The sequence below is a fragment of the Shimia aestuarii genome (assembly GCF_900114635.1).
GTDB classification, from domain to species: Bacteria; Pseudomonadota; Alphaproteobacteria; order Rhodobacterales; family Rhodobacteraceae; genus Shimia; species Shimia aestuarii.
In genome coordinates this window covers 156,041-180,225 of record NZ_FOTQ01000001.1, presented here as the reverse complement: position 1 = coordinate 180,225, position 24,185 = coordinate 156,041, and the positions used below count along the sequence as shown (strand labels likewise).

The following is a 24,185-nucleotide window of genomic DNA, read 5'->3' as shown; positions in this document are numbered from 1 at the left end:
CGCGTTTTCTGCACACTACGGTATGCGACAACAGATGACTCGGGAGAACCGGATGTTTCCGGTGCCGAAGGAGCAACCGCCCCGGAAACTCTCAGGCCGCAGGGACCGCGCCATCTGAAAAAACTCTGGAGAGAGGCGCCGAAACATGCGTCCGCCGAAGGGATAACGATCTCAGGCCAAAGGACAGAGGGGGCATCGCACGCGCAGGGCAATTGCGCGAAATTGGGATGCCGGATGTGACCAGAGCCATGGACGCGCCGGAAGTGACGGGAGCGAGAGCCATGGGCGAATTGAAGCGCACACCGCTTTACGATCTGCATGTCGAGCTGGGCGCCAAGATGGTGCCGTTTGCCGGGTACGAGATGCCCGTGCAATACGGGCTGGGCGTGATGAAGGAACATCTGCACACCCGCGCCGCCGCAGGGCTGTTCGACGTGAGCCACATGGGGCAGGTGATCCTGGGGGGAGCGTCCTATGAGGCGATTGCCGGGGCGTTCGAGAGAATGGTGCCGATGGATGTTCTGGGGCTTGGCGAAGGGCGCCAGCGCTATGGGCTGTTCACCAACGGCGCCGGGGGCATCGAGGATGACCTGATGTTCGCCAACCGGGGCGATCATCTTTTTGTCGTGGTCAACGCCGCCTGCAAGGAAGGCGACATTGCGCGGATGCGCAGCGTTCTGGAGCCCGGTGTCACCGTGACCGAGATCACCGACCGCGCGCTGATCGCGTTGCAGGGGCCGGCGGCGGAAACCGCGCTGGCGCGGCTGAACGCGGACGTGGCAGGCATGTCTTTCATGGATGTGGCCACGGTTGCGCTGAATGGCGCGGAATGCTGGGTTTCGCGCTCGGGCTATACAGGGGAAGACGGCTACGAGATTTCGGTGCCCGCCGCCGAGGCCGAGGCGCTGAGCCGCGCGCTTTTGGCGATGGACGAGGTTGAGGCGATTGGCCTTGGGGCGCGGGACAGTCTGCGGCTTGAGGCGGGTCTGTGCCTTTATGGGAATGATATTGACGCGGGCACCTCGCCGATCGAAGCCGGGCTCACCTGGGCGATCCAGAAGGTGCGCCGTGCCGGAGGCGACCGAGCGGGAGGATTTCCGGGGGCCTCGCGCCTTTTTGGGGATCTGGCCGAAGGCGTGGCCCGCAAGCGTGTTGGCCTCGCACCGCAGGGCCGTGCGCCGATGCGTGCCGGGACGCAATTGTTTGCCGAAGCCGAAGGGGGCGACGCGATTGGCGAAGTCACCTCGGGCGGGTTTGGCCCGACGCTCAATGGGCCCGTGGCCATGGGATATGTCGGCAGCGCGCAAGCTGCTGCCGGAACCGAGATTTTTGGCGAGGTACGGGGCAAGCGGATGCCCGTCACGGTGGCGAAGATGCCGCTTGTGCCTGCCAATTTCAAACGCTGACCAACAGGAGAGACAGCATGAAATTCACCGAAGAACATGAATGGCTGCGCGAAGAAGACGGGCTGATCGTGGTGGGGATCACGGATCACGCTAGCGAGCAGCTGGGCGACGTGGTGTTCGTGGAGCTGCCCGAGACAGGCACCGAAGTGACCAAGGACGAAGAAGTCTGTGTGATTGAGTCGGTCAAGGCCGCCTCGGACATCCTCGCGCCGATTGACGGCGAGATCGTCGAAGTGAACGACGCGATCGTCGAAGACCCCGGCAAGGTCAACGAAGACCCGATGGGGGATGCGTGGTTCTTCAAGATCAAGGCCGCCGATCCCAGCCAGATGGACGATTACATGGATGAAGCCGCCTACAAGGACTTCATCGGGTAAGAGCTGATGCGCCCCGGCCAGATGAACCGGACCGGGGCATAGCGGGCGGTCCTGCCGCCTGCACCTGACGGGTGGCCCCTGTTTTGCGGGCACGCCAAGACCTTTTTGTTTCCGGGAGGATGCCATGCCCTTCGAACCGACAGACTATCTGCCTTATGATTTTGCCAATCGCCGTCATATCGGCCCGTCTCCGGAAGAGATGGCTGAAATGCTTGACGTGGTTGGGGCGTCCGATCTGGATGCTTTGATTGATGACACGGTGCCCAAGAGCATTCGCCAGAAAGAGCCGCTGGACTTTGGCCGCCCGATGTCGGAGCGCGAGCTGCTGCATCACATGCGAGAGAACGCCGCCAAGAACAAGGTGTTCACCTCGTTGATCGGGCAGGGCTATCACGGCACGGTCACGCCGCCCGCGATCCAGCGCAATATCCTTGAGAACCCGGCATGGTATACGGCCTATACGCCCTATCAGCCCGAGATTTCGCAAGGTCGCCTTGAGGCGCTGCTGAACTTTCAGACGATGATTTCCGACCTGACGGGGATGGAGATTGCCAATGCGTCGCTATTGGATGAATCGACGGCCTGTGCCGAGGCGATGACCATGGCGCAGCGGGTTTCGAAATCGAAGGCGAAGGCGTTTTTTGTCGACCGCGATTGCCACCCGCAGAACATCGAAGTGGTGAAAACCCGCGCCGAGCCTCTGGGGATCGAAGTGATCGTGGGCAACCCTGACAAGATGGACCCCGAGCAGGTGTTTGGGGCGCTGTTCCAGTATCCGGGCACCTATGGTCATGTGCGCGATTTCACCGACCAGATCGCGGCGCTGCATGAGCACAAGGGGATCGGCGTTGTCTGTGCCGATCCGATGTCGCTGACCCTGTTGAAAGAGCCGGGCGCGATGGGGGCGGATATCGCGATTGGGTCAACCCAGCGCTTTGGTGTGCCGGTGGGCTATGGCGGGCCGCACGCGGCCTATATGGCCTGTCGCGATGCCTATAAGCGCGCGATGCCCGGGCGCATCATCGGCGTGTCGATCGACAGCCATGGCAACCGCGCCTATCGCCTGTCTCTGCAGACCCGCGAGCAGCATATCCGCCGCGAGAAAGCTAATTCGAATGTCTGCACGGCGCAGGCGCTGTTGGCGGTTATGGCGTCGATGTACGCGGTTTTCCACGGGCCGAAGGGTCTGAAGGCAATTGCCCAGCGTATCCACCGCAAGACCGTGCGCCTTGCGCGCGGGCTGGAAGAGGCTGGCTTCAAGGTCGATCCGCAGGCGTTTTTCGACACGATCACCGTGGATGTGGGGCCGTTGCAGGCCGCCGTTCTGAAATCGGCGCGGGACGAGGGCATCAACCTGCGCCCCGTGGGCGAGAAACGGGTTGGGATTTCTCTGGATGAAACCACCCGCCCCGCCACCATCGAGGGGGTCTGGCGGGCTTTTGGCATCGTGCGCAAGGATGATGATTTCGCGCCGGAATACCGCGTGCCCAAAAAGATGCACCGCACCAGTGAGTTCCTCACCCACCCGATTTTCCACATGAACCGGGCGGAAACCGAGATGATGCGCTATATGCGGCGCCTTGCGGACCGTGACCTTGCCCTGGACCGGGCGATGATCCCGTTGGGGTCGTGCACGATGAAGCTCAATTCGGCGGCGGAAATGATGCCGCTGACCTGGCCGGAATACGCCTTCGTGCATCCGTTCGTGCCGGTCGAGCAGGCGCAAGGCTATGCCGCGATGATCGAGGACCTGAGTGACAAGCTGTGCCAGATCACAGGATATGACGCGATCTCGATGCAGCCCAACTCGGGCGCACAGGGGGAATATGCGGGCCTTCTGACCATCGCCGCCTATCACAAGGCGCGCGGTGAGGCGCATCGCAATATCTGCCTCATTCCGATGAGCGCGCATGGCACCAATCCCGCGTCGGCGATGATGGTGGGCTGGAAGGTTGTGCCGGTGAAATCGGCGGCGAATGGCGATATCGACCTCGACGATTTCCGCGAGAAGGCGGAGAAGCATTCGGAAAACCTTGCCGGGTGCATGATTACCTATCCGTCCACCCATGGTGTGTTCGAGGAAACCGTGATGGATGTCTGTGCGATCACGCATGAACATGGCGGGCAGGTCTATATCGACGGGGCCAACATGAACGCCATGGTGGGGCTGTCGCGCCCCGGTGATCTGGGCGGGGATGTAAGCCACCTCAACCTGCACAAGACCTTTGCCATTCCCCATGGCGGGGGTGGTCCCGGCATGGGGCCGATTGGTGTGAAGGCACATCTGAAGCCGCATCTTCCCGGACATCCGGAAACCGGTGGGTCCGAGGGGCCGGTCTCGGCCGCGCCTTACGGGTCGGCGTCAATCCTGACGATCAGCTGGGCCTATTGCCTGATGATGGGGGGCGCGGGTCTGACGCAGGCGACGCGGGTGGCGATCCTCAATGCCAACTACATCGCCAAGCGTCTGGAAGGGGCGTTTGACGTTCTGTACCGGGGGCCGACGGGCCGCGTGGCGCATGAGTGCATCATCGACACGCGCCCCTTTGCCGAGAGTGCCGGGGTGACGGTGGATGACATCGCCAAGCGCCTGATGGACGCGGGCTTCCATGCGCCGACCATGAGCTGGCCTGTGGCCGGGACGCTGATGATCGAGCCGACGGAAAGCGAGACCAAGGCCGAGCTGGACCGGTTCTGTGAGGCGATGCTGGCGATCCGCGAAGAGATCCGTGATATCGAGGAGGGCCGGATTGATGCGGAGAACAACCCGCTCAAGATGGCGCCGCATACGATGGAAGACCTCGTGCGCGAGTGGGACCGGCCCTATAGCCGCGAACAGGGCTGTTTCCCGCCGGGGGCCTTCCGGGTGGACAAGTATTGGCCGCCGGTGAACAGGGTCGACAATGCCTGGGGCGATCGCAACCTTGTCTGTATCTGTCCGCCGATGGAGGATTACGCGGACGCGGCGGAGTAAGGGGGCGCTGCCCCCGTCGTTGAAAATCCATGATTTTCAACGACTCCCCCGGGGTATTTTTGGAAAAAGAAAGAGGCGGGTCCGGGGGCGGAGCCGCCTTTTTTGTCAGTCGCGGGCGCGCAGGATGCGGGCGGGGCGGATGCCGAGCGAGGGCAGGGCAAAGAGCATGCCCGCAAGGAGGTTGGCGAGCAGTCCGGCCAGCACAACGGTGATGGCGTTGGACCAGATCACCTCGAAATCGCTTTCCATCACGAATGTCATGACTGCCCATGCGCCGGTCAGGCCGACAGCCAGCGCAACCAGCCCGGCGGAGGTTCCCAGAAGGGCGGCGCGCAGGGCGAAGCTTGTCAGGATCTGGCGGCGCAGGGCGCCGATGGTTTTCAGGATCGCCGCCTCATAAAGCCGCCCCTGTTGTCCGGCGGCGGCAGCGCCGATGATCACGAGGAGGCCGGTGAGCAGGATGGCGGCGGCGCCGTAGGTGGTGGCGTTGGCAAGCTGGGCGACGAGGTCGGAGACCCGGCCCACTGCTTCGCGCACATGAATGGCGGTGATATTGGGGAAGGCGTTGGCCAGTTCGCGCAGGAGCGGGGCTTCGGCGGCTTCTTCGGCGTAGACGGTGGCGATAAAGCTGTGCGGCGCGCCCGCCAGCGCGGTGGGGTTCATCGCAATGACAAAGCCCATGCCGGCGGTGGAGAAATCGACCTCGCGAAAGCTGGTGACGGTGGCGGTGATGTCGCGCCCCAAGATATTGACAGTCATCGTGTCGCCAAGCTGTACGCCCATTTCGAAGGCTTCTTCGGCGGCAAAGCTGATCTGGGGATTGCCGGTATAATCGGCGGGCCACCATGTGCCGGCGGTGAGCTTGGTGTTTTGTGGCAGGGCGGCGGAATAGGTCACGCCGCGGTCGCCCCGGATGACCCAGTGATCGCCCGCAACCTCGCGCGCCGGTTTGCCGTTGATGCGGGTGATGATGCCGCGCAGCATCGGGGCGCTTTCGACCTTGGAGACGCTTGCGTTGGCATCGAGCCGCGCGGAGAAGTCGGGCATCTGGTCTTTCTGGATGTCGACGAAGAAGAAGCTGGGCGCGACATCGGGCAGATCGCGGGCGATGGCGTTGCGCAGGTTGCCGTCGACCTGTCCCACGGTGGCCAGCACCGAAAGTCCAAGGCCGAGGGAGAGCACCACGGGGGTGGTGGCTTCGCGTGAGCGGGCGATGGCGTTGAGCGCCCATGAGAGCGCCGGGGTGGGGCGGGTGCGTTTGGAAAGCACACGGACCAGCGCGCGCAGGGCGAGCGCGGCGAGGGAGAGAAAGCCCATGGCGGCCACGACCCCGGCAGCGAACCAGAGGGTGAGCGTGGTCGAGCCGGAAAGCCATGCGGCCAGCGCGACGAGCAGGACCAGAAGCAGGGCCACGGCAAGGAGATAGCGCGGGGCGGGCAGGTTGGCGCGTGCATCGAGCGCATCGCGGAAGAGGGCGGTGGGGCGCACGTCTTCGATGCGCGCGAGTGGCCAGAGGGTGAAGATTGCGGCAGTGAGCGCGCCATAGAGAGCGGCTTCGATCAGCGGCAGCGGGTAGAGGGTGAAGACTGCCGGGAAGGGCAATACGGCAAGGATCAGCGGGGCCAGCAGGATCGGGGTCAGCGCGCCGATCAGCAGGCCAAGGGCGATGCCAACCGTGGCGACCATGCCGATTTGCAGGAAATAGGTGAGAAAGATGGTCTGACGGGTGGCACCGAGGCTGCGCAGGATGGCGATGATCTCGGTCTTGCGGGCGAGCCATGCGCGGATGGCGGTGGAGACGCCGACGCCACCCACGGCCAGCCCTGCAAGGCCGACGAGGATCAGGAAGGCGCCGAAACGGTCGACGAACCGGGCGAGGCCGGGCGCGCCATTGCGGCTGTCGCGCCAGCGCAGGCCGGTGGTTTCAAAGCGGGCGCGGGCGTCTTCTTCCAGAGTGGCGAGGTCGGGGTTTTCCGGCAAGGACAGGCGGTAATGCGAGGTGAAGAGCGTCCCCGGTGCAAGCAGGCCGGAGGTTTCCAACGCCTTGGTGGTGACGATGGTGCGCGGTGCGAGGCCAAAGCCGCCGGAGCTGTCCGGTTCGCGCATCAGGCGGGCCATGAGGACAAACTCCTGTTGGCCAAGTTTGAACGTGTCACCGATCTCTAGCCCGACTCGGTCGACGAGCAGCCCCTGCATGACGGCGCCGGGCAGGGTGTCTTGTCCGGCCATGGCCTCGGGCAGCGGGATGGGCGGGTCGAGTTGGACCGTGCCGACAAGGGGGTAGGCGCTGTCGATGGCCTTGACTTGCGTGAGGGCGCGCTCGGCGTCGTCGCCGCGCGGGACCACGGCCATGGAGCGGAAATCGACGATTTCGGACGCGGTCAGGGCATTTTCCTGCATCCAGGCGCGTTCGTCGTCATTGGCCATGCGGTAGGTAAAGCTCATCTCCGCATCGCCCCCCAGAAGGGCTGCGCCTTCGGAGGCCAGTCCGGCTTCGATCGCGGCGCGCACCGAGCCGATGGCGGCGATGGTGGCGACGCCAAGGGCGAGGCAGGCGAGAAAGACGGTGAAACCGCGCAGGCCGCCGCGGATTTCGCGGCGGGCGAGGCGGGCAGCGTGGGCAAGGCTCATGCGGCGGCGTCCGTCTGCGTTTCGATCCGGCCATCGCGCAGGCGGATGACGCGGGAACAGCGGCTGGCAAGGCGATTGGAATGGGTCACGAGAACCAGTGTCGTGCCTTGTCGGGCGTGCTTGTCAAAGAGCAGGTCCATGATGACCTCGCCCGTGGACTGGTCGAGATTACCGGTAGGTTCGTCGGCCAGAAGGATTTCCGGGGCGGGGGCCGAGGCGCGGGCCAGCGCGACGCGCTGTTGTTCGCCACCCGAAAGCTGGCTGGGGTAATGGTCGGCGCGATGGTCGAGCCCGACCGAGGCGAGCGCTTCCTGCGCCTTTTTCAGCGCGTCTCGGTGCCCGGCCAGTTCCAGAGGTGTTGCGACATTTTCCAGCGCGGTCATGGTCGGGATCAGGTGGAAGTTCTGGAACACCACCCCCATGTGATCGCGGCGGAACCGGGCCAGCGCGTCTTCGGACATGGCCGAGAGATCCTGTCCCAGCGCGATAATGCTGCCCCCGGTGGCGCGTTCCAGACCGCCCATCAGCATCAGGAGCGAGGATTTGCCCGAACCGGAGGGGCCGACAAGCGCAAGTGTCTCGCCTTTGTGAACGTCAAGCGACAGCCCATGTAGGATTTCGATACGTCCGGCATTGCTATCGAGCGCCAAAGTCGCATCTTTGAGGGTAAGAACGGGATTCATGCGGGGGACTGCCTGTTGTCAAAGGTTTCAGAACTATATGGGCACGTGAATTTGATGGGCAAGGCGTTGGCCGTTGGTCTTTTCATGGGCGGGCCGGTCTGGGCGGAGGAAGTGGTGGTGGCCGCGCTGGGCGATAGTCTGACCCACGGGTATGGTTTGGCACCGGAGAAGGGGTTTGTGCCGGCGTTGGAGCGCTGGTTAACGGCACAGGGCGCTGACGTGCGGTTGATCAATGCGGGCGTGTCAGGGGACACGACGCAAGGCGGGTTGGCGCGGGTGGGCTGGACGCTGACGCCGGAGGTCGACGCGATGATCGTGGCGCTTGGGGGCAATGACGTGTTGCGCGCGATTGATCCGGCGGTGAGTCGGGGCAATCTTGCCGGGATCATTGAGGCGGCGCGGGCGCAGGGCGTCGAGATTTTGTTGGTCGGCATGCGCGCGCCTTTAAACTACGGGGCCGCGTACAAGGAGGCGTTTGACGGCATGTACGGGGCTTTGTCCGAGGAATACGGCGTGGCGTTGGCACCGGACTTCTTTGAAGGGCTGCGGGACGTGCCGACCGAGGAAATGGGCAGCGTGATGCAGGGCGATGGGCTGCATCCGAATGCGGCTGGGGTGGAACGGATTGTAGAGGCACTGGGACCGTATGTCCTGCAATTTGTTGAAGGCGTGGACTAGGCGATGCCGGGGCGGTTTTTCCTGACCACGCCAATGGCGGAGATCGCCGCATGGATGGAGGTGGATGCGCCTGCGGAGGAACCGCCCCGTCAAAATATTCAGCCGGGTCAGGAGATCGTCTGTTTCACGGATAACGGATTTCAGCGGATGCGCTGGGGGATTATCCCGGTGGGGCGGGTGAATGCGCGGGGGCGGCCCGTGATGGAGACCATCATCAATGCGCGCAGCGAAACGGTGTTTGACAAGAGCGCCTTTGATGGTGTGGGGCGGGCGGTTGTCATCTTGGATGGCTGGTATGAATGGACCGGGGAAAAGCGCCGCAAGACCGCGTGGCGCCTCTTTGGCCCGGAGCCTTTGATCTTTGCCGCGATCACGGATGAATGGACCGCGCCCGGCGGGCTGAAAGTGCCGCAGGTCGCCATGGTGACCTGTGAGCCGAATGCAGATGTCGCGCCGATCCATCACCGGATGGGCGTGTTGCTTCGCCGCGAGGACGTGGCGCTTTGGATATTGGGAAACAAAGAGGACGTCGCGCCGCTCATGGTGCCCTGGCCCAACGGGCTGTTGCGGATCGAAGAGGCGGGGGACGTTGATTGGTCGGGGCCATAGGCGGCCCCTGACCGTATTCGAAAGGGCGTGGTCAAAGGACCAGCGCCCGAAACGCGATTACATCGCGGCCAGATCCACGGCGCTCTCGCGACCGTCACGGCCCGACTGCAGCTCGTAGCTGACTTTCTGGTTGTCGGCGAGGCCGGTCAGACCCGAACGCTCGACTGCAGAAATGTGAACAAAGATGTCCTTGCCGCCGTCATCGGGGGCAATGAAGCCATAACCTTTGGTGGTGTTGAACCATTTTACGGTGCCAGTGGCCATATCCGTATCTCCTGTTTTGTACTGCCCGCAGCATGCGGCAGCTCGGCTTTGTCACGCATCGAATGACTGAGCCGGAAAAGGAGCAGGTGGTCGAATGTAGTAACTTGCACCCCCCATCTGATACCGATGGCGCCCATTTACAAGCAAAACTTCTGTGAAACTGTCACTTTCGGCGGGGAATTTCCGATGAAATTGTGGGCGGTTCGGGGTTTGAGGCACATTTTTATTTTTTTACCAGTTGATAAAAAAATGAACCTGTGAGAGCGTGAGGGTATAGCCAAACAAGGTGTATGGGGAGGTCTTATGTCCAAAACACCGTTCAGCGAAGGGATCACGGCGGGGCGTCTGAGCGCCGCGGAGCTTTCCGAGAACTTCGGGGATTTGCATCCCCGCTTTGACGATCACGAGGCGCTTGTTGCGGCGGATCGTTGTTATTTCTGCCACGATGCACCCTGCATGACGGCCTGTCCGACGGATATCGATATTCCGTTGTTCATTCGCCAAATTGCCACGGGAACGCCGGAAGCGGCGGCCAGGACGATCTTTGATCAGAACATTCTTGGCGGCATGTGCGCGCGGGTGTGTCCGACGGAGACACTGTGTGAAGAGGTTTGCGTACGAGAGACAGCGGAAGGCAAACCGGTCGAGATCGGGCGGTTGCAGCGCTATGCCACCGACACGCTGGTGGATGCAGGTGTGCATCCGTTCAAGCGTGCGGCGGCCACGGGCAAGAAGGTGGCCGTGGTTGGTGCGGGGCCTGCGGGTCTCGCGGCGGCGCATCGGCTGGCGATGCATGGCCATGACGTGACCGTTTATGATGCACGCCCCAAGGCGGGCGGGCTCAACGAGTTCGGCATCGCGGCCTACAAGTCGGTTGACGGTTTTGCCGCGCGCGAGGTCGACTGGCTGCTCAAGATCGGTGGCATCACCATCGAGACCGGCAGGGCGCTGGGCGCGGGGCTGTCGCTTGATGGGTTGAAGGCCACGCACGACGCGGTGTTCCTTGGCATTGGTCTGGGCGGCGTGAATGCGCTGGGCGTGGATGGCGAGGACAAGGACGGCGTTGAAGCCGCCGTTGATTTCATCGCCGAATTGCGTCAGGCCAGCGATCTGGCAAGTCTGCCGATTGGCCGCGACGTTGTCGTGATCGGCGGCGGCATGACGGCGGTGGATGCCGCGGTGCAGGCCAAACTGCTGGGCGCGCTCAACGTGTCGCTGGTGTATCGCCGGGGCCGGGATCGGATGAATGCGTCCGAGTTTGAACAGGATCTGGCCGCGAGCAAGGGCGTGCGCATCATCACCAATGCCTCGCCCAAGGCGGTGATCGGCAATGGCGCGGTGCGCGAGATCGAATTTGCCTATACCGATGACGATCTGAACCCGACCGGAGACACGATCCGGTTGGCGGCGGATCAGGTTTTCAAGGCGATCGGCCAGACGCTGGAAGGCGAAGGCCTGCCCGCGTTGGAGCGAGGCAAGATCAAGGTCGATGATGCGGGGCGCAGCAGCGTGGCAGGCATCTGGGCCGGGGGCGATTGCGCGACCGGGGGCGATGACCTGACCGTGACGGCCGTGGCCGAGGGCCGTGATGCGGCGGAAGACATTCACGCCACGTTGATGGCGTAAGGAGGACAGTGACAATGGCTGATCTGACAAGCGAATTCATCGGGATCAAATCCCCCAACCCGTTCTGGCTGGCCTCGGCGCCGCCGACGGACAAGGAATACAACGTGCGCCGCGCCTTCGAAGCGGGCTGGGGCGGGGTTGTGTGGAAAACCCTTGGAGAGGCGGGCCCGCCCGTCGTCAACGTGAACGGGCCGCGCTATGGCGCCATTCACGGCGCGGACCGGCGTTTGCTGGGCCTTAACAATATCGAGCTGATCACCGACCGTCCGCTTGAGGTTAATCTCGAAGAGATGACCCGCGTGAAGCGCGACTATCCGGACCATGCTCTGATCGCGTCTGTCATGGTGCCCTGCGAGGAGAAGGCGTGGAAAGACATCCTGCCGATGATCGCGGAAACCGGCTGTGACGGATTCGAGCTCAACTTTGGCTGTCCGCATGGCATGGCCGAGCGCGGCATGGGTTCTGCCGTGGGGCAGGTGCCGGAATATATCGAGATGGTGACGCGCTGGGCCAAGGAGGCGACCGGGTTGCCGGTGATCGTCAAGCTGACGCCGAACATCACCAATATTCTCTACCCGGCGACCGCAGCGCTCAATGGTGGCGCGGATGCGGTGAGCCTGATCAACACGATCAACTCGATTACGAGTGTGAACTTGGACGTGATGAGCCCGGAGCCGATGATCGACGGCAAGGGCACCCATGGCGGCTATTGCGGCCCGGCAGTCAAACCGATCGCGATGAACATGGTGGCCGAGATCGCGCGCAACCCGGAAACCGCGAAGCTGCCGATCAGCGGCATTGGCGGCGTGACGACGTGGCGTGATGCGGCCGAGTTCATGGCGCTGGGGGCGGGCAACGTGCAGGTTTGCACGGCGGCGATGACCTATGGGTTCAAGATCGTGCAGGAGATGATTTCGGGTCTCAGCCAGTGGATGGACGAGAAGGGCTATGAAAGCACGGCGGATTTTGTCGGCATGGCGACGCCGAACGTGACCGACTGGCAGTATCTCAACCTCAATCACGTCACCAAGGCAGTGATCAACGAGGAAGATTGCATCAAGTGCGGTCGGTGCTACGCGGCTTGCGAAGATACCAGCCACCAGGCGATCGAGATGTCGGAAGACCGCGTGTTCACGGTCAAGGATGACGAATGCGTGGCCTGCAACCTGTGTGTGAATGTCTGCCCTGTCGAAGGCTGTATCACCATGAAAACGCTGGAACCCGGCGACATGGATGAGCGCACCGGCCAGCCGGTTTCACCCGACTATGGGAACTGGACCACGCATCCGAACAACCCGTCGGTGCAGGCGGCCGAATAAGCCAAGCATTGCCGACAACAAGACGCCCGCCGCGGTCCTCCCTGCGGCGGGCGTTTTCTTGTTTGGGGCGCTGCCCCGTCCCGGCAAGCCGGGACTCCCCGGGGTATTTGGGGAAAAAGAAAGATCAGGGGGTGAGAAGTTTTCGGAAAAGCGTGTCGAGGTAGCTGTCGGCGCTGTCGGGGATGGATTTTTCTCCGTTCAGCAAGACCCGGACCTGTGCGTCGAAATCGGCATAGTGCTGGGTGGTGGCCCAGATGGAGAAAACAAGGTGGCGGGGATCGACCGGGGCGAGTTTCCCGGCATCAATCCAGCGCTGGATCAGCGCGGTTTTCTTGTCGAAAAGCGGTTTCAGGCCGGATTTCAGATGCGGCCCCATGCGCGGCGCGCCTTGCAGGATTTCATTGGCAAACAGGCGGCTTTCGCGGGGGAAATCGCGACTCATTTCCAATTTGCGGTGAACATAGGCCAAGAGTTCGCTGAGCGGTTCTCCGTCCGGGTCCATGGCGTCCAGCGGATCGAGCCAAGTTTGCATTAACTGGTTGAGCAGGGAGACATGGATGTCCTCTTTGCCATCGAAATAGTAGAGGATATTGGGTTTGGAGAGCCCGGCCTCGTCGGCGATCTGGTCCAGCGTGGCCCCGCGATAGCCGTGGCGCGAAAACACCTCGAGCGCAGCGTCGAGGATGCGCTTGCGGTTGCGTTGCTGGATGCGGCTGGGTTTCTTGGCGGGCGTGTTGGCCATGTCGGTCCTTTCGGGGTCAGTCCAGCGCGCCGATGCCGCGCAGGATGATCTGTTTCACGCTGGCCTTTGCGGCCTCCCACTGGTCATCCGACAGCGGCGCGCCGCCGTTGAGCGTTTCAATCTGGTGGCCGAAATCGGCGTAATGCTGGGTCGTGGCCCAGAGCATGTAAAGCAGGTGATCGGGGTCGACCGGGTCCATGCGGCCTTCGTCGATCCAGCGCCGGATGACATCGGCGCGGCCTGCCGTCCATTCCATGAGCGTGGTTTCGAGATAATCCTGAATGACGGGCGCGCCGTGCATCACCTCGGAGGCCCAGACCTTGGAGCCTTCGGGGTGGCGGCGGGAGATCTCCATCTTGGCGTCAATATAGGCACCGATTCCCTCGGCGGGGCCATCGGCGGCGTCAAAGATGTCCGCAGCCTGCAGCCAGATCTGGAAAATATTCTGCACCACCTGCCGATAAAGCGATTCCTTGGTGGGAAAATAGTAGTGCAAGTTGGCCTTTGGCAGGCCCGCCACATCGGCGATCAGCTGCATGGTGGCCCCGCCAAACCCCGCTTCGGCAAAGACTTTTTCGGCTGCTGACAAAATGAGCTTTTCGCTTTCCTGGCGGCGTTCTTTTTTGCTGCTGCTGCGTCGGGTGGGGGCCATGAAATATCCCTTGAGAATTTTCTTGACCGTTTGGTCAGGGTGTGGTGCTCTGAATTTGACCATACGGTCAGGAACCACGCGAACGCAAGAGGCCAGAAAAACCGGCCCGACGCGAGATAGCCAGGGAGACAGACATGGCGGCACCGGGAGAGAACCTGAAGGTAAACGCGGATCGGCTGTGGGACAGCCTGATGGAGATGGCCAAGATCGGCCCCGGTGTTGCGGGCGGCAACAATCGCCAGACCGTGACGGATGAAGATGGCGAGGGACGCGCGCTGTTCCAGAGCTGGTGCGAGGCGGTGGGCTGTACCATGGGGCTCGATACGATGGGCAACATGTTTGCCGAGTATCCGGGCACCGATCCCGACGCGCTTCCCGTTTACGTCGGCTCACATCTTGATACGCAGCCGACGGGTGGCAAGTATGACGGGGTGCTGGGGGTGCTGGGCGGTCTCGAAATCCTGCGCACGATGAAGGATCTGGGCATCAAGACCAAGCATCCGATTGTTGTCACCAACTGGACCAACGAGGAAGGCACACGGTTTGCGCCGGCGATGCTGGCCTCGGGTGTTTTTGCCGGGGTGCATACGGAAGAGTGGGCGTATGACCGCGAAGATGCGGAAGGCAAGAAATTCGGCGACGAGCTGAAGCGGATTGGCTGGCGTGGGGATGAGCCGGTGGGCGCACGTATGATGCATGCGATGTTCGAGTTGCATATCGAGCAGGGGCCCATTCTGGAAGCCGAGGAAAAGGATATTGGGGTTGTCACCCATGGTCAGGGGTTGAGCTGGACGCAGGTGACGATCGAGGGCAAGGACAGCCATACCGGATCGACGCCGATGCCGATGCGCAAGAACGCGGGTCTTGGCATGGCACGGGTGCTGGAGAAGGTGGATGAGATTGCGTGGAGCCATGCGCCGCATGCCGTGGGCGCGGCAGGGCATATCGATGTCTACCCGAACTCGCGCAACGTGATCCCCGGCAAGGTGGTGTTCACGGTGGATTTCCGTTCCCCCGAGCTTTCCGTGATCGAAGACATGGAAGCGCGGCTGCGGGTCGAGGGACAGAAGATTGCCGACGAGATGGGGCTTTCGATTTCCTTTGAGAAGGTGGGCGGGTTTGACCCGGTCAAATTCGATGAGGGCTGTGTGACGGCGGTGCGCTCGGCGGCAGAGCGTCTGGGCTATTCGCATATGGATATCATCTCGGGCGCGGGGCATGATGCCTGCTGGATCAATCAGGTCGCGCCAACGGCGATGGTGATGTGTCCGTGTGTGGATGGGTTGTCGCACAATGAGGCGGAAGAGATTTCCCGCGAATGGGCGGCCGCGGGCGCGGATGTGCTGATGCATGCGGTTCTGGAGACGGCCGAGATCGTGGAGTGAGGTGACGGACGGATTGGGGGCCAGCCCCCAAACCCCCGGAGTGTTTTTGGCAAAATGAAGGAAGGACCGCAGAAATCAGCCAGGCGAGCCACATAAAGGCGCTACTTGCGGCGGAGCTCAGGGATTACGATCCTGAATGCGCCGCGCGCGTTGTAGGCTGGGGGACACCGATGTCGCCCGAGTGGCATCGTGTGACCCTGGAAGATTTCCGTGCGGTGATGATCGAGCCCGAGGAAGTGGATGTGAAGTTTTCAGGGGGTGTGTCGATGATCTGCTGGGCGGTGACGCGCAGCAATGGCGATTACCGGGTGGTCTGGGTGCCGTCTGCCGAGACGTTTTCGCTGGTAACGGAAAGCAAATTCGGCCCCGTGGATATCGGGGTGCATGGCGACGCGATTGGTGTGTTCGGGTCGATCTAAAGAACAATAGGGAGTTAAGACATGTCGACGGTTATCAAGAATGGAACCATTGTGACGGCGGATCTGACCTACAAGGCGGATGTGCTGGTTGATGGGGGGGTGATCACCGAGATCGGGCCGGACCTCAAGGGGGACAAGGAGCTCGATGCGACCGGGTGTTACGTGATGCCGGGCGGGATTGATCCGCATGTGCATCTGGAGATGCCGTTCATGGGCACCTATTCCAGCGACGATTTCGAGAGCGGCACGCGCGCCGGGTTGGCCGGGGGGACAACGATGGTCGTCGATTTTTGTCTGCCGAACCAGGGTGAGAGCCTTTTGGATGCGATCAAGCGCTGGGACAACAAGTCGACCCGCGCGAATTGTGACTACTCGTTCCACATGGCGGTGACATGGTGGGGCGAGCAGGTGTTCAATGACATGAAGACCGTGATCGAGGATCGGGGCATCAACACGTTCAAGCATTTCCTTGCCTATAAGGGCGCGTTGATGGTCAACGATGACGAGCTCTTTGCCTCGTTCAATCGTCTGTCGGAACTGGGCGGCATCGCGATGGTGCATGCCGAGAATGGCGATGTGGTGGCGGAGATGACCGCCAAGCTCTTGGCCGAGGGCAATACCGGGCCGGAGGCGCATGCCTATTCGCGGCCCTCTCAGGTTGAGGGCGAAGCGACCAACCGGGCGATCATGATTGCCGACATGGCGGGCGTGCCTCTTTACGTGGTGCACACGTCCTGTGAAGAGGCGCATGAGGCGATCCGCCGGGCGCGGATGCAGGGCAAGCGGGTTTGGGGCGAGCCGCTGATCCAGCACCTGACGCTGGATGAGAGCGAGTATTTCCACCCCGATTGGGACCATGCCGCGCGGCGCGTGATGTCGCCGCCGTTCCGCAACAAGAAGCACCAGGACAGCCTGTGGGCCGGGTTGCAGTCAGGCTCGCTGTCGGTTGTGGCAACGGATCACTGCGCCTTTACCACCGAGCAGAAACGCTATGGCGTGGGCAATTTCTCGCAGATTCCGAACGGAACCGGTGGGCTTGAGGACCGGATGCCGATGCTGTGGACGCAGGGCGTGGCGACCGGGCGGCTGACGCCGAATGAGTTTGTGGCCGTGACCTCGACAAATATCGCGAAGATCCTGAATTGTTATCCCAAGAAGGGCGCGGTTCTGGTGGGGGCGGATGCGGACCTCGTGGTCTGGGATCCCGAGAAGGAAAAGACCATTTCGGCAGACAGCCAGCAGTCGGCGATCGACTACAACGTCTTTGAGGGTCACAAGGTCAAGGGGCTGCCGCGCTATACGCTGACCCGGGGACAGGTGGCTGTGAATGACGGGGCGATCCAGACGCAGGAAGGCCACGGCAAGTTCGTGGCGCGCGAAGCCAACACCACCGTGAACAAGGCGCTTTCGACTTGGAAAGAGCTGACTGCGCCGCGTCCTGTTGAGCGGACCGGCATTCCGGCGACCGGTGTTTGACGCAGAAGGCCGGGCACAGATGCGTGTCCGGCCAACCATCCGCCCCTGTGTGGCGGCGAGAAGAAACGAGACTTAAATGAGCGACACCACGGTAATCTCGGCAAAGAACCTGAGCCTGACATTTGAAACGAATGACGGGCCGGTTCACGCGCTCAAGGATGTGAATCTTGAGATCAACAAGGGCGATTTCGTCAGCTTTATCGGGCCGTCGGGCTGTGGGAAGACCACGTTCCTGCGGGTGATGGCGGATCTGGAACAGCCAACGGCGGGGGAGATCACCGTGAACGGGGTCAGTCCCGCCGAGGCGCGCAAGGCGCGGGCCTATGGGTATGTCTTCCAACATGCCGGGCTTTATCCGTGGCGCACGATTGGCGGTAATATCCGCCTGCCCTTGGAGATTATGGGCGTGAGCAAGGCCGAGCAGGAGCGGTCGGTAAAGGAAGTGCTTGACCTGGTGCACCTGGAGGGGTTCGAGAAGAAATTCCCATGGCAGTTGTCGGGCGGGATGCAGCAGCGGGCCAGTATCGCGCGGGCATTGGCGTTCCATGCCGATATCCTGTTGATGGACGAACCTTTCGGGGCGCTGGACGAGATCGTGCGGGATCACCTCAACGAGCAGGTGCTCGACCTTTGGGCGCGCACCAACAAGACCATCGGGTTCGTGACCCACTCGATCCCCGAGGCGGTGTATCTGTCGACCAAGATCGTGGTGATGAGCCCGCGTCCGGGACGGATCACGGATGTGATCGAAAGCACGCTGCCCAAGGAGCGGCCTTTGGATATCCGGGATTCCCCGGAATTCATCGAGATCGCGCACCGGGTGCGCGACGGGCTGCGGGCCGGACACGGGGATGATGTCTGATGGGCGCGCTGTGGTATCGCATCGGTCCGGTGATCACGGTAGTGATCGCGATTTTCGTGCTTTGGTATGCGGGATCGGTGGCGCTGAACTCTGCCTGGGCGTATGACAAGGCCAAGCGGGCCGGGGTCGAACTGACCACCTCGGAGTTGATTGCCGACACGCTCAGCCAGGAAAAACCCAAGCTGCCCGCGCCGCATCAGGTGGGGCGCGAAATCTGGAAGACCACCGGTGAAATGGTTGCCAAGGGGCGGGCGTTTTCCAAGCGGTCGCTGATCTATCATAGCTGGATCACGTTGAGTTCGACGCTTTTGGGGTTCGTGATGGGCACCGCGCTTGGCATCGCGCTGGCGGTGGGGATTGTCTATAACCGCACCATGGATATGAGCGTCATGCCGTGGGTGATTGCGAGCCAGACCATCCCGATCCTTGCGATTGCGCCGATGATCATCGTGGTGCTGAATGCGATTGGCATTTCGGGGCTTCTGCCCAAGGCGGTGATCTCGATGTATCTTTCGTTCTTCCCGGTCGTGGTGGGCATGGTGAAGGGGCTGCGCAGCCCCGGCAAGATGCAGCTTGACCAGATGAAGACGTGGAACGCGAGCGGCGGGCAGGAGTTCTGGAAACTGCGCCTGCCAAGTTCGATGCCGTTCCTCTTTACCTCGCTCAAGGTGGCGATGGCGGCCTCTCTGGTCGGGGCCATCGTGGGTGAATTGCCCACGGGCGCGGTGGCCGGTCTCGGCGCGCGCCTTCTGGCGGGGAGCTATTACGGGCAGACGATCCAGATCTGGAGCGCGCTGATCACGGCGGCTGCCCTGGCGGCCTGCCTCGTCGGGATCATCGGGATGATCCAGAAAGCGGTACTCAAGCGGATGGGGATGGCGTGATGGGCTGGTTGATTGCAGGGATCGGTATCTGGCTTGGCGGCTGGGCTTTGAATGTCTGGCTGGCCAATCGGCCGCGTACACGCGCAACGTCGCTGGCGGTTCCGATCATTTTTGGTGTCACGCTGATCCTGATCTGGGAATGCGTGGTGCGCGGGTTCGAGATCAACCCGGTTCTGTTGCCACCGCCTTCGGCGATCATCGCCCGCTTTGGCACGTCGCTGCCGACCCTTTGGGAGGACTTCGTGCAGACCGTGATCAAGGGGGCGATGTCGGGCTATATCATCGGTTGTGGCGGGGCGTTCCTGACCGCGATCGTGATCGACCGCTTCCCGTTTCTGCAGCGCGGGCTTTTGCCGGTGGGCAACTTTGTCGCCGCATTGCCGATCATTGGCATGGCGCCGATCCTCGTGATGTGGTTCGGTTTTGACTGGCAGTCCAAGGCCGCCGTGGTGGTTGTCATGGTGTTCTTCCCGATGCTGGTGAACACGGTGCAGGGGCTTCAGGCCACGGATGCAATGCAGCGCGACCTGATGCGGACCTATGCGTCGAGCTATTGGCAGACGCTGTTGAAGCTGCGCCTTCCGGCGGCGATGCCGTTCGTTTTCAACGGGCTTAAAATTTCGACAACGCTGGCGCTTATTGGTGCTATCGTGGCCGAGTTCTTTGGTTCGCCGATCAAGGGCATGGGGTTCCGCATTTCGACAGAGGTCGGGCGGCTGGCGCTTGATATGGTCTGGGCGGAGATTGTCGTTGCGGCGATTGTCGGGTCGGCATTTTATGGGGGCGTGGCGCTTTTGGAAAAGGCGGTGACGTTCTGGCATCCCTCACAACGGGGGTAAGAAAAACAAAAATGAAACGTTCAACAAGGAGAGAAAAACAATGAAGACACTGATGAAAACCATCAGCGCCGCAGCGCTTGGGCTTGCCGCCAGCATGGCGCAGGCGGCCGACGACGTGACCCTGCAGCTCAAATGGGTCACGCAGGCACAGTTCGCGGGCTACTACGTGGCGCTCGATAAGGGGTTCTACTCAGAAGAAGACCTCAACGTCACCATCAAGCCGGGTGGCCCGGATATCGCACCGGCGCAGGTGATCGCGGGCGGTGGTGCCGACGTGGTTCTGGACTGGATGCCGTCGGCGCTGGCCAGCCGTGAGAAGGGTCTGGCGCTGGTCAATATCGCGCAGCCGTTCAAGTCGTCGGGCATGATGCTGACCTGCCGCAAGGATGCGGGCGTGTCGTCGCCAGCCGATTTTGCAGGCAAGACGCTGGGCGTCTGGTTCTATGGCAACGAATATCCCTTCCTGAGCTGGATGAGCAAGCTGGGCCTCGCGACGGACGGTTCGGATGGCGGCGTGACCGTGCTCAAGCAGGGCTTCAACGTCGATCCGATCCTGCAGGGGCAGGCGGCTTGTGTGTCGACCATGACCTATAACGAATACTGGCAGATCATCGACGCGGGTCTGAGCCCGGATGACCTCGTGGTGTTCAAGTATGAGGATCAGGGCGTGGCGACGCTGGAAGACGGCATGTATGTGCTGGAGGACAACCTCAACGATCCGGCCTTTGTCGACAAGATGGTGCGGTTCGTGCGCGCTTCGATGAAGGGCTGGAAATACGCAGAGGCGAACCCGGATGAAGCTGCGATGATCGTTCTGGACAACGATGCATCGGGTGCGCAGACCGAGAAGCATCAGAAGCGCATGATGGGCGAAATCGCCAAGTTGACCGCCGGTTCGAATGGCGCGCTGGACCCGGCCGACTATGAGCGGACCGTGGACAGCCTGATGTCGGGCGGCTCGGACCCGGTCATCACCAAGAAACCGGAAGGCGCATGGACCCATGCGATCACGGACAAGGCGCTGAACTAAGGCGCTTTTGTTCAAGGTTTGAGCGGGCCGTGGGATTTATCCTTCGGCCCGTTTCTTTTGGATCAACGCGAAGTGTGATAGCGCGGAACCATGATACACTGGATCGAGTCCTCGCCTTTGGTACAGACCGCCGTAACCCTTGTAATCGGGGCGATGGGGGCTGTGCTGGCGCGCTGGCTGGGTCTGCCGCTTTACCAGATTACCGGGCCGGCGGTGATGGTTGGGCTGGTCGCGTTGAGCGGGGTACGGCTCCAGTTGGCGGTGCCGGTGCGGGACCTGGTGTTCCTGCTGGTGGGGGTCGGGATTGGCGCGGGGATGAACGCCGAAGCGCGCGAGGCCATGACGCGCTGGCCGCTGGCCATGCTGGCCCTTGGCGGGATGCTGGTGGCGATCATGGTGGTGTGTCAGCAGCTTCTGATGCGGGGGTTCGGGTTTGAGCGGCGCGCGGCGCTGTTGGCCTCGTCGCCGGGGCATCTGAGCTTCGTGATTGCGATGAGTGCCGAGATTGATGCAGACGTGATGCGGATTACGGTGATCCAGACGATCCGGGTGATGGCAATGACGCTGGCCGTTCCCTTTGCGCTGGCGCTGGCCGGGGCGGACTTGAACCGGAGCGTTCCGGTGCCGCAAGAGGTCATGGCGTGGGGTGCGCTGGCGATGTTGATGCTGGCGGGGGCCGGTTTGGGGCCAATCCTGAAACGGTTTCGTGTACCGGCGCATTACCTGATCGGGGGCATGGCGGTATCGGCACTGGCCCATCTGGTGGAGTGGACACCGGGGGCGGTGCATCCGACCCTGGCGTTGATCGGGTTTGGCGCGATTGGCACGCTGATCGGGACACGGTTCAGCGGGATCACGCTGAGAATGCTGGCAAAAACCGCTTTTGCCGGGTTGAGCGCGACGGTTGTGACCATGGGAATGGCGCTGGCGGTTTCGGTGCCGGTGGCATGGTATCTTGCGATGCCCGCAAGCCATGTGGTGGTAGCGTTTGCACCCGGCGGGTTGGAGACGATGATCGCTATGGGGGCCATCCTTGGGGCGGATGCCGGGTTCGTGGCGGCCTGCCATCTGGGGCGGTTGCTGATCCTGCCGATCCTCTTGCCTGTAATGTTGGGGCGGTCTTCACAATCGGTGTAAGGTCTCTATATATATTGAAATTGGAATGTAATTTGGAGAGTGGACATGAGTGGCAAGAAACTCACCTGTCTTGAATGCGGCCAGTTGAACCGTGTGCCGTTTGAAAAGCTGACGGCGGGGCCGAAATGCGGCACCTGTGGCGCGCAGCTTGTGGGGGGCAAGGTGGCCGAGGTGGACCTAGCGACGCTGGAGAAGGCGGCGCGCAATGATGATCTGCCCATTGTCGTGGATTTCTGGGCCCCGTGGTGCGGGCCGTGCCGCCAGATGGCGCCGCAATATCAGGCGGCGGCAGGTGAATTGGCCGGGCAGGTGCGTCTGGTCAAGCTGAACACCGAGGATCACCCGAATGCGGGCGCGAAGTACCGGATCAGGGGCATTCCTACCATGGCGGCCTTTGCGAATGGTAAAGAGCGGGCACGACAGTCGGGCGCGATGCCTTCACAGGCAATCGTGAATTGGGTGAAGGCGAATACCTGAGCGCTGGCTATCGCCGCAATGCGTTGAGCAGGTAGCGCGGCAGGCGCGTAACGACGCTGCGGGCGAGTTCGGGGTATTCGAGCTCGCCTGCGAGCAGCGCCATGTATTGCATGCGCACCGTGCCCGAGCGTCGGAAGGTGCTGACAAAGGCCTTTTGCCAGCGGGGCGCGAAGATGATGCGGCGCAGGCGACGGGCGATGCGCAGGTTGCGCAGCATGTCCCCGAGGGCTGTTTTGTAAAGGGTGAGTGCCGATTGTGGCGTTCCGGCAGAGAGCGCATCACAGGCGGCCTGCGCCGCCAGTTGGCCGCTTTTCATGGCAAAGGCGATGCCTTCGCCGGTGATCGGATCGACAAGCCCTGCGGCGTCTCCCGCCAAAAGAATATGGCCGCGGCCCGGATGTTCTCGGAAATCTCCGAACGGGAGGTAGTGGCCCTTGAACCGGGCTTGTTTCGGATCAATGCCAAGGGTTTCCAGATAGCCCGAGAAATGCGCCTTCATGTCCGGGTTCGGGGCGTGCAGACCTCCAACGCCAACGGTGGTTGAGCCTTGTTTCGGGAAGGACCAGCCATAACCCCATGTGGCAGCGGCAAAGTCGATGCGGAGCGGTTGGTCGGCGGGGTTTTGCGCGTCGGGCGGGACTTCGATTTCGAGGCCGAAGCCGATGGTATCCTTGTTGAAAGGGGTGCCGAAAAGGTGGCGGGCGACGATGGAATTGACCCCGTCGGCGCCGATCAGGACGGCGCCTGAAATCTGCGTGCCGTCGCGAAATGTCACTTTGTTGTCAGAGAGTTCTGCAATTGCGTGGCCGGAATAATCCGTGGCCCCTGCCGCGAGGGCGTGGGTGAAAAGCGTGTTGTCGAGATCCAGTCGCATGGTGAGATGCAGCGGCGGGATGTCATGCAGGACCGCCAGTTCGGTGCCGTCATGCCAAAAGGCGATGTCGCGGCGGGTGACGGCGCGCGATAGATCGAAATCCTGTCCGAAAATCTCATGGTAGTAGGCACGGCTGCGTTCGGTGAAAAGGCCGCCGCAGAGCTTGTTGCGGGGAAACCGGGCCTTGTCGACAAGCGCGACCGAGCGCCCCTGCCGGGCCGCCCATGTTGCCGCTGCGCTGCCCGCGGGGCCGGCGCCGATGACGATGATGTCGAATTTCTGCATGGCGTGCCTCATTGCCCCCCGTGCTTCTACCAGCTTTCGCCGGTCGTGCCAGAGGGTTAGGGTGGTGTGGCAGGAAAAAGGAACTGGACATGGCAGAAGAAATCCAACCCCAGAGCGAAGCGACGTTGCGCGTGGTGGCGATGCCCGCGGACGTGAACATCAACGGCGATATCTTCGGCGGCTGGGTGTTGAGCCAGATGGACATTGCCAGCGGCATCGTCGCGGCGCAGCGCGCGCGCGGGCGGGTGGCAACAATTGCCGTGGACGCGATGAAGTTCATTCGACCGGTCAAGGTGGGGGATGTGCTGTGCGTGTGGGCGTGGGTTGAGCGCGTCGGGCGCACCTCGATGGGAATCCGGATCGAAGCCTGGGCCAACAAGCCGCGCAAGGGCACGTCAGAAATGGTGACCGAGGCGGTTTTTACCTACGTGGCAATCGACGAGGATGGGCGTCCGCGCGAGGTTCCTGCCGAGGATGCGCCGTGGCCGAATGACTAGGTCGAGGGGCGAAAATTCGGGGGGGCAGTAACGCGTCGGTATCACGTCGGTATTGCGTC

The 24,185-nt window shown here is 62.2% G+C and carries 23 protein-coding genes and 1 riboswitch; of the genes, 17 read left to right on the top strand and 6 right to left on the bottom strand.

The window, feature by feature from the left end:
* Nucleotides 1–30: 30 nt before the first annotated feature.
* A riboswitch (glycine riboswitch) is annotated at nucleotides 31–118 on the top strand.
* A 163-nt stretch (nucleotides 119–281) separates the two neighbouring features.
* The 3 genes from gcvT (at nucleotide 282) to gcvP (ending at nucleotide 4,757) form a co-directional block, all read left to right on the top strand.
* Complete coding sequence (gcvT, locus tag BMZ35_RS00890; protein WP_093092437.1) at nucleotides 282–1,406, top strand: glycine cleavage system aminomethyltransferase GcvT; 1,125 nt, start codon at nucleotides 282–284, stop codon at nucleotides 1,404–1,406.
* A 17-nt stretch (nucleotides 1,407–1,423) separates the two neighbouring features.
* Nucleotides 1,424–1,783 (top strand): glycine cleavage system protein GcvH, encoded by a 360-nt coding sequence (gene gcvH / locus BMZ35_RS00885; RefSeq protein ID WP_093090068.1) that lies wholly within the window; start codon nucleotides 1,424–1,426, stop codon nucleotides 1,781–1,783.
* Between the two features lie 124 nt (nucleotides 1,784–1,907).
* On the top strand, nucleotides 1,908–4,757 hold the full coding sequence (gene gcvP, locus BMZ35_RS00880; protein ID WP_093090067.1) for an aminomethyl-transferring glycine dehydrogenase: 2,850 nt from the start codon (nucleotides 1,908–1,910) through the stop codon (nucleotides 4,755–4,757).
* 105 nt (nucleotides 4,758–4,862) lie between these two features.
* On the opposite strand, the gene BMZ35_RS00875 is transcribed toward gcvP, so the two are convergent.
* Together BMZ35_RS00875 and BMZ35_RS00870 are read right to left on the bottom strand one after the other, a co-directional pair.
* Entirely contained in the window at nucleotides 4,863–7,388 is a 2,526-nt protein-coding gene (locus BMZ35_RS00875; RefSeq protein WP_093090066.1) for an ABC transporter permease, read from the bottom strand.
* Nucleotides 7,385–8,071 carry an ABC transporter ATP-binding protein gene (locus tag BMZ35_RS00870; protein ID WP_093090065.1) on the bottom strand — a complete coding sequence of 229 codons (687 nt, stop codon included), beginning with the start codon at nucleotides 8,069–8,071 and terminating at the stop codon, nucleotides 7,385–7,387. The genes BMZ35_RS00875 and BMZ35_RS00870 overlap by 4 nt, the downstream gene beginning before the upstream one ends.
* Nucleotides 8,072–8,125: 54 nt before the next feature.
* Between BMZ35_RS00870 and BMZ35_RS00865 the strand changes: the two genes are divergently transcribed.
* On the top strand, nucleotides 8,126–8,749 hold the full coding sequence (locus BMZ35_RS00865) for an arylesterase (protein WP_093090064.1): 624 nt from the start codon (nucleotides 8,126–8,128) through the stop codon (nucleotides 8,747–8,749).
* 3 nt (nucleotides 8,750–8,752) lie between these two features.
* Nucleotides 8,753–9,358: an SOS response-associated peptidase gene (locus BMZ35_RS00860; protein WP_093090063.1), complete on the top strand. Its 606-nt coding sequence runs from the start codon at nucleotides 8,753–8,755 to the stop codon at nucleotides 9,356–9,358.
* A 57-nt stretch (nucleotides 9,359–9,415) separates the two neighbouring features.
* Here BMZ35_RS00860 and BMZ35_RS00855 read toward each other — a convergent pair whose 3' ends face one another.
* Nucleotides 9,416–9,622: a cold-shock protein gene (locus tag BMZ35_RS00855; RefSeq protein ID WP_093090062.1), complete on the bottom strand. Its 207-nt coding sequence runs from the start codon at nucleotides 9,620–9,622 to the stop codon at nucleotides 9,416–9,418.
* 303 nt (nucleotides 9,623–9,925) lie between these two features.
* On the opposite strand from BMZ35_RS00855, the gene BMZ35_RS00850 reads away from it, so the two are divergent.
* Nucleotides 9,926–11,248, top strand: a complete 1,323-nt coding sequence (locus tag BMZ35_RS00850; RefSeq protein WP_093090061.1) for an NAD(P)-dependent oxidoreductase — start codon at nucleotides 9,926–9,928, stop codon at nucleotides 11,246–11,248.
* Nucleotides 11,249–11,262: 14 nt separating this feature from the next.
* Nucleotides 11,263–12,567 carry an NAD-dependent dihydropyrimidine dehydrogenase subunit PreA gene (gene preA / locus BMZ35_RS00845; protein WP_093090060.1) on the top strand — a complete coding sequence of 435 codons (1,305 nt, stop codon included), beginning with the start codon at nucleotides 11,263–11,265 and terminating at the stop codon, nucleotides 12,565–12,567.
* 124 nt (nucleotides 12,568–12,691) lie between these two features.
* On the opposite strand, the gene BMZ35_RS00840 is transcribed toward preA, so the two are convergent.
* Both BMZ35_RS00840 and BMZ35_RS00835 read right to left on the bottom strand, forming a co-directional pair.
* The gene (locus BMZ35_RS00840) at nucleotides 12,692–13,309 is read right to left on the bottom strand and encodes a TetR family transcriptional regulator C-terminal domain-containing protein (protein WP_093090059.1); all 618 of its coding nucleotides are present in this window, start codon (nucleotides 13,307–13,309) and stop codon (nucleotides 12,692–12,694) included.
* A 16-nt stretch (nucleotides 13,310–13,325) separates the two neighbouring features.
* Nucleotides 13,326–13,961: a TetR/AcrR family transcriptional regulator gene (locus BMZ35_RS00835; RefSeq protein ID WP_093090058.1), complete on the bottom strand. Its 636-nt coding sequence runs from the start codon at nucleotides 13,959–13,961 to the stop codon at nucleotides 13,326–13,328.
* Between the two features lie 134 nt (nucleotides 13,962–14,095).
* Between BMZ35_RS00835 and BMZ35_RS00830 the strand changes: the two genes are divergently transcribed.
* The 9 genes from BMZ35_RS00830 (at nucleotide 14,096) to trxC (ending at nucleotide 22,470) form a co-directional block, all read left to right on the top strand.
* Nucleotides 14,096–15,346, top strand: a complete 1,251-nt coding sequence (locus BMZ35_RS00830; RefSeq protein ID WP_093090057.1) for a Zn-dependent hydrolase — start codon at nucleotides 14,096–14,098, stop codon at nucleotides 15,344–15,346.
* A 170-nt stretch (nucleotides 15,347–15,516) separates the two neighbouring features.
* A complete protein-coding gene (locus BMZ35_RS00825; RefSeq protein WP_093090056.1) occupies nucleotides 15,517–15,765 on the top strand; it encodes a hypothetical protein in 249 nt (82 codons plus the stop codon).
* Nucleotides 15,766–15,786: 21 nt separating this feature from the next.
* The gene (hydA, locus tag BMZ35_RS00820) at nucleotides 15,787–17,241 is read left to right on the top strand and encodes a dihydropyrimidinase (protein ID WP_093090055.1); all 1,455 of its coding nucleotides are present in this window, start codon (nucleotides 15,787–15,789) and stop codon (nucleotides 17,239–17,241) included.
* A gap of 76 nt (nucleotides 17,242–17,317) precedes the next feature.
* Nucleotides 17,318–18,103 carry an ABC transporter ATP-binding protein gene (locus BMZ35_RS00815; RefSeq protein WP_093090054.1) on the top strand — a complete coding sequence of 262 codons (786 nt, stop codon included), beginning with the start codon at nucleotides 17,318–17,320 and terminating at the stop codon, nucleotides 18,101–18,103.
* On the top strand, nucleotides 18,103–18,987 hold the full coding sequence (locus BMZ35_RS00810) for an ABC transporter permease (protein ID WP_207502858.1): 885 nt from the start codon (nucleotides 18,103–18,105) through the stop codon (nucleotides 18,985–18,987). Before BMZ35_RS00815 ends, BMZ35_RS00810 begins: the two co-directional genes overlap by 1 nt.
* Nucleotides 18,987–19,826 carry an ABC transporter permease gene (locus tag BMZ35_RS00805; protein ID WP_093090053.1) on the top strand — a complete coding sequence of 280 codons (840 nt, stop codon included), beginning with the start codon at nucleotides 18,987–18,989 and terminating at the stop codon, nucleotides 19,824–19,826. Before BMZ35_RS00810 ends, BMZ35_RS00805 begins: the two co-directional genes overlap by 1 nt.
* 40 nt (nucleotides 19,827–19,866) lie before the next feature.
* Nucleotides 19,867–20,856, top strand: a complete 990-nt coding sequence (locus BMZ35_RS00800) for an ABC transporter substrate-binding protein (RefSeq protein WP_093090052.1) — start codon at nucleotides 19,867–19,869, stop codon at nucleotides 20,854–20,856.
* A 90-nt stretch (nucleotides 20,857–20,946) separates the two neighbouring features.
* On the top strand, nucleotides 20,947–21,993 hold the full coding sequence (locus BMZ35_RS00795; RefSeq protein ID WP_093090051.1) for an AbrB family transcriptional regulator: 1,047 nt from the start codon (nucleotides 20,947–20,949) through the stop codon (nucleotides 21,991–21,993).
* Between the two features lie 45 nt (nucleotides 21,994–22,038).
* Nucleotides 22,039–22,470 (top strand): thioredoxin TrxC, encoded by a 432-nt coding sequence (gene trxC, locus BMZ35_RS00790; protein WP_093090050.1) that lies wholly within the window; start codon nucleotides 22,039–22,041, stop codon nucleotides 22,468–22,470.
* Between the two features lie 7 nt (nucleotides 22,471–22,477).
* Here trxC and BMZ35_RS00785 read toward each other — a convergent pair whose 3' ends face one another.
* A complete protein-coding gene (locus tag BMZ35_RS00785; RefSeq protein ID WP_093090049.1) occupies nucleotides 22,478–23,629 on the bottom strand; it encodes an NAD(P)/FAD-dependent oxidoreductase in 1,152 nt (383 codons plus the stop codon).
* Between the two features lie 89 nt (nucleotides 23,630–23,718).
* On the opposite strand from BMZ35_RS00785, the gene BMZ35_RS00780 reads away from it, so the two are divergent.
* Nucleotides 23,719–24,126 (top strand): acyl-CoA thioesterase, encoded by a 408-nt coding sequence (locus tag BMZ35_RS00780; RefSeq protein WP_093090048.1) that lies wholly within the window; start codon nucleotides 23,719–23,721, stop codon nucleotides 24,124–24,126.
* Nucleotides 24,127–24,185: the final 59 nt, after the last annotated feature.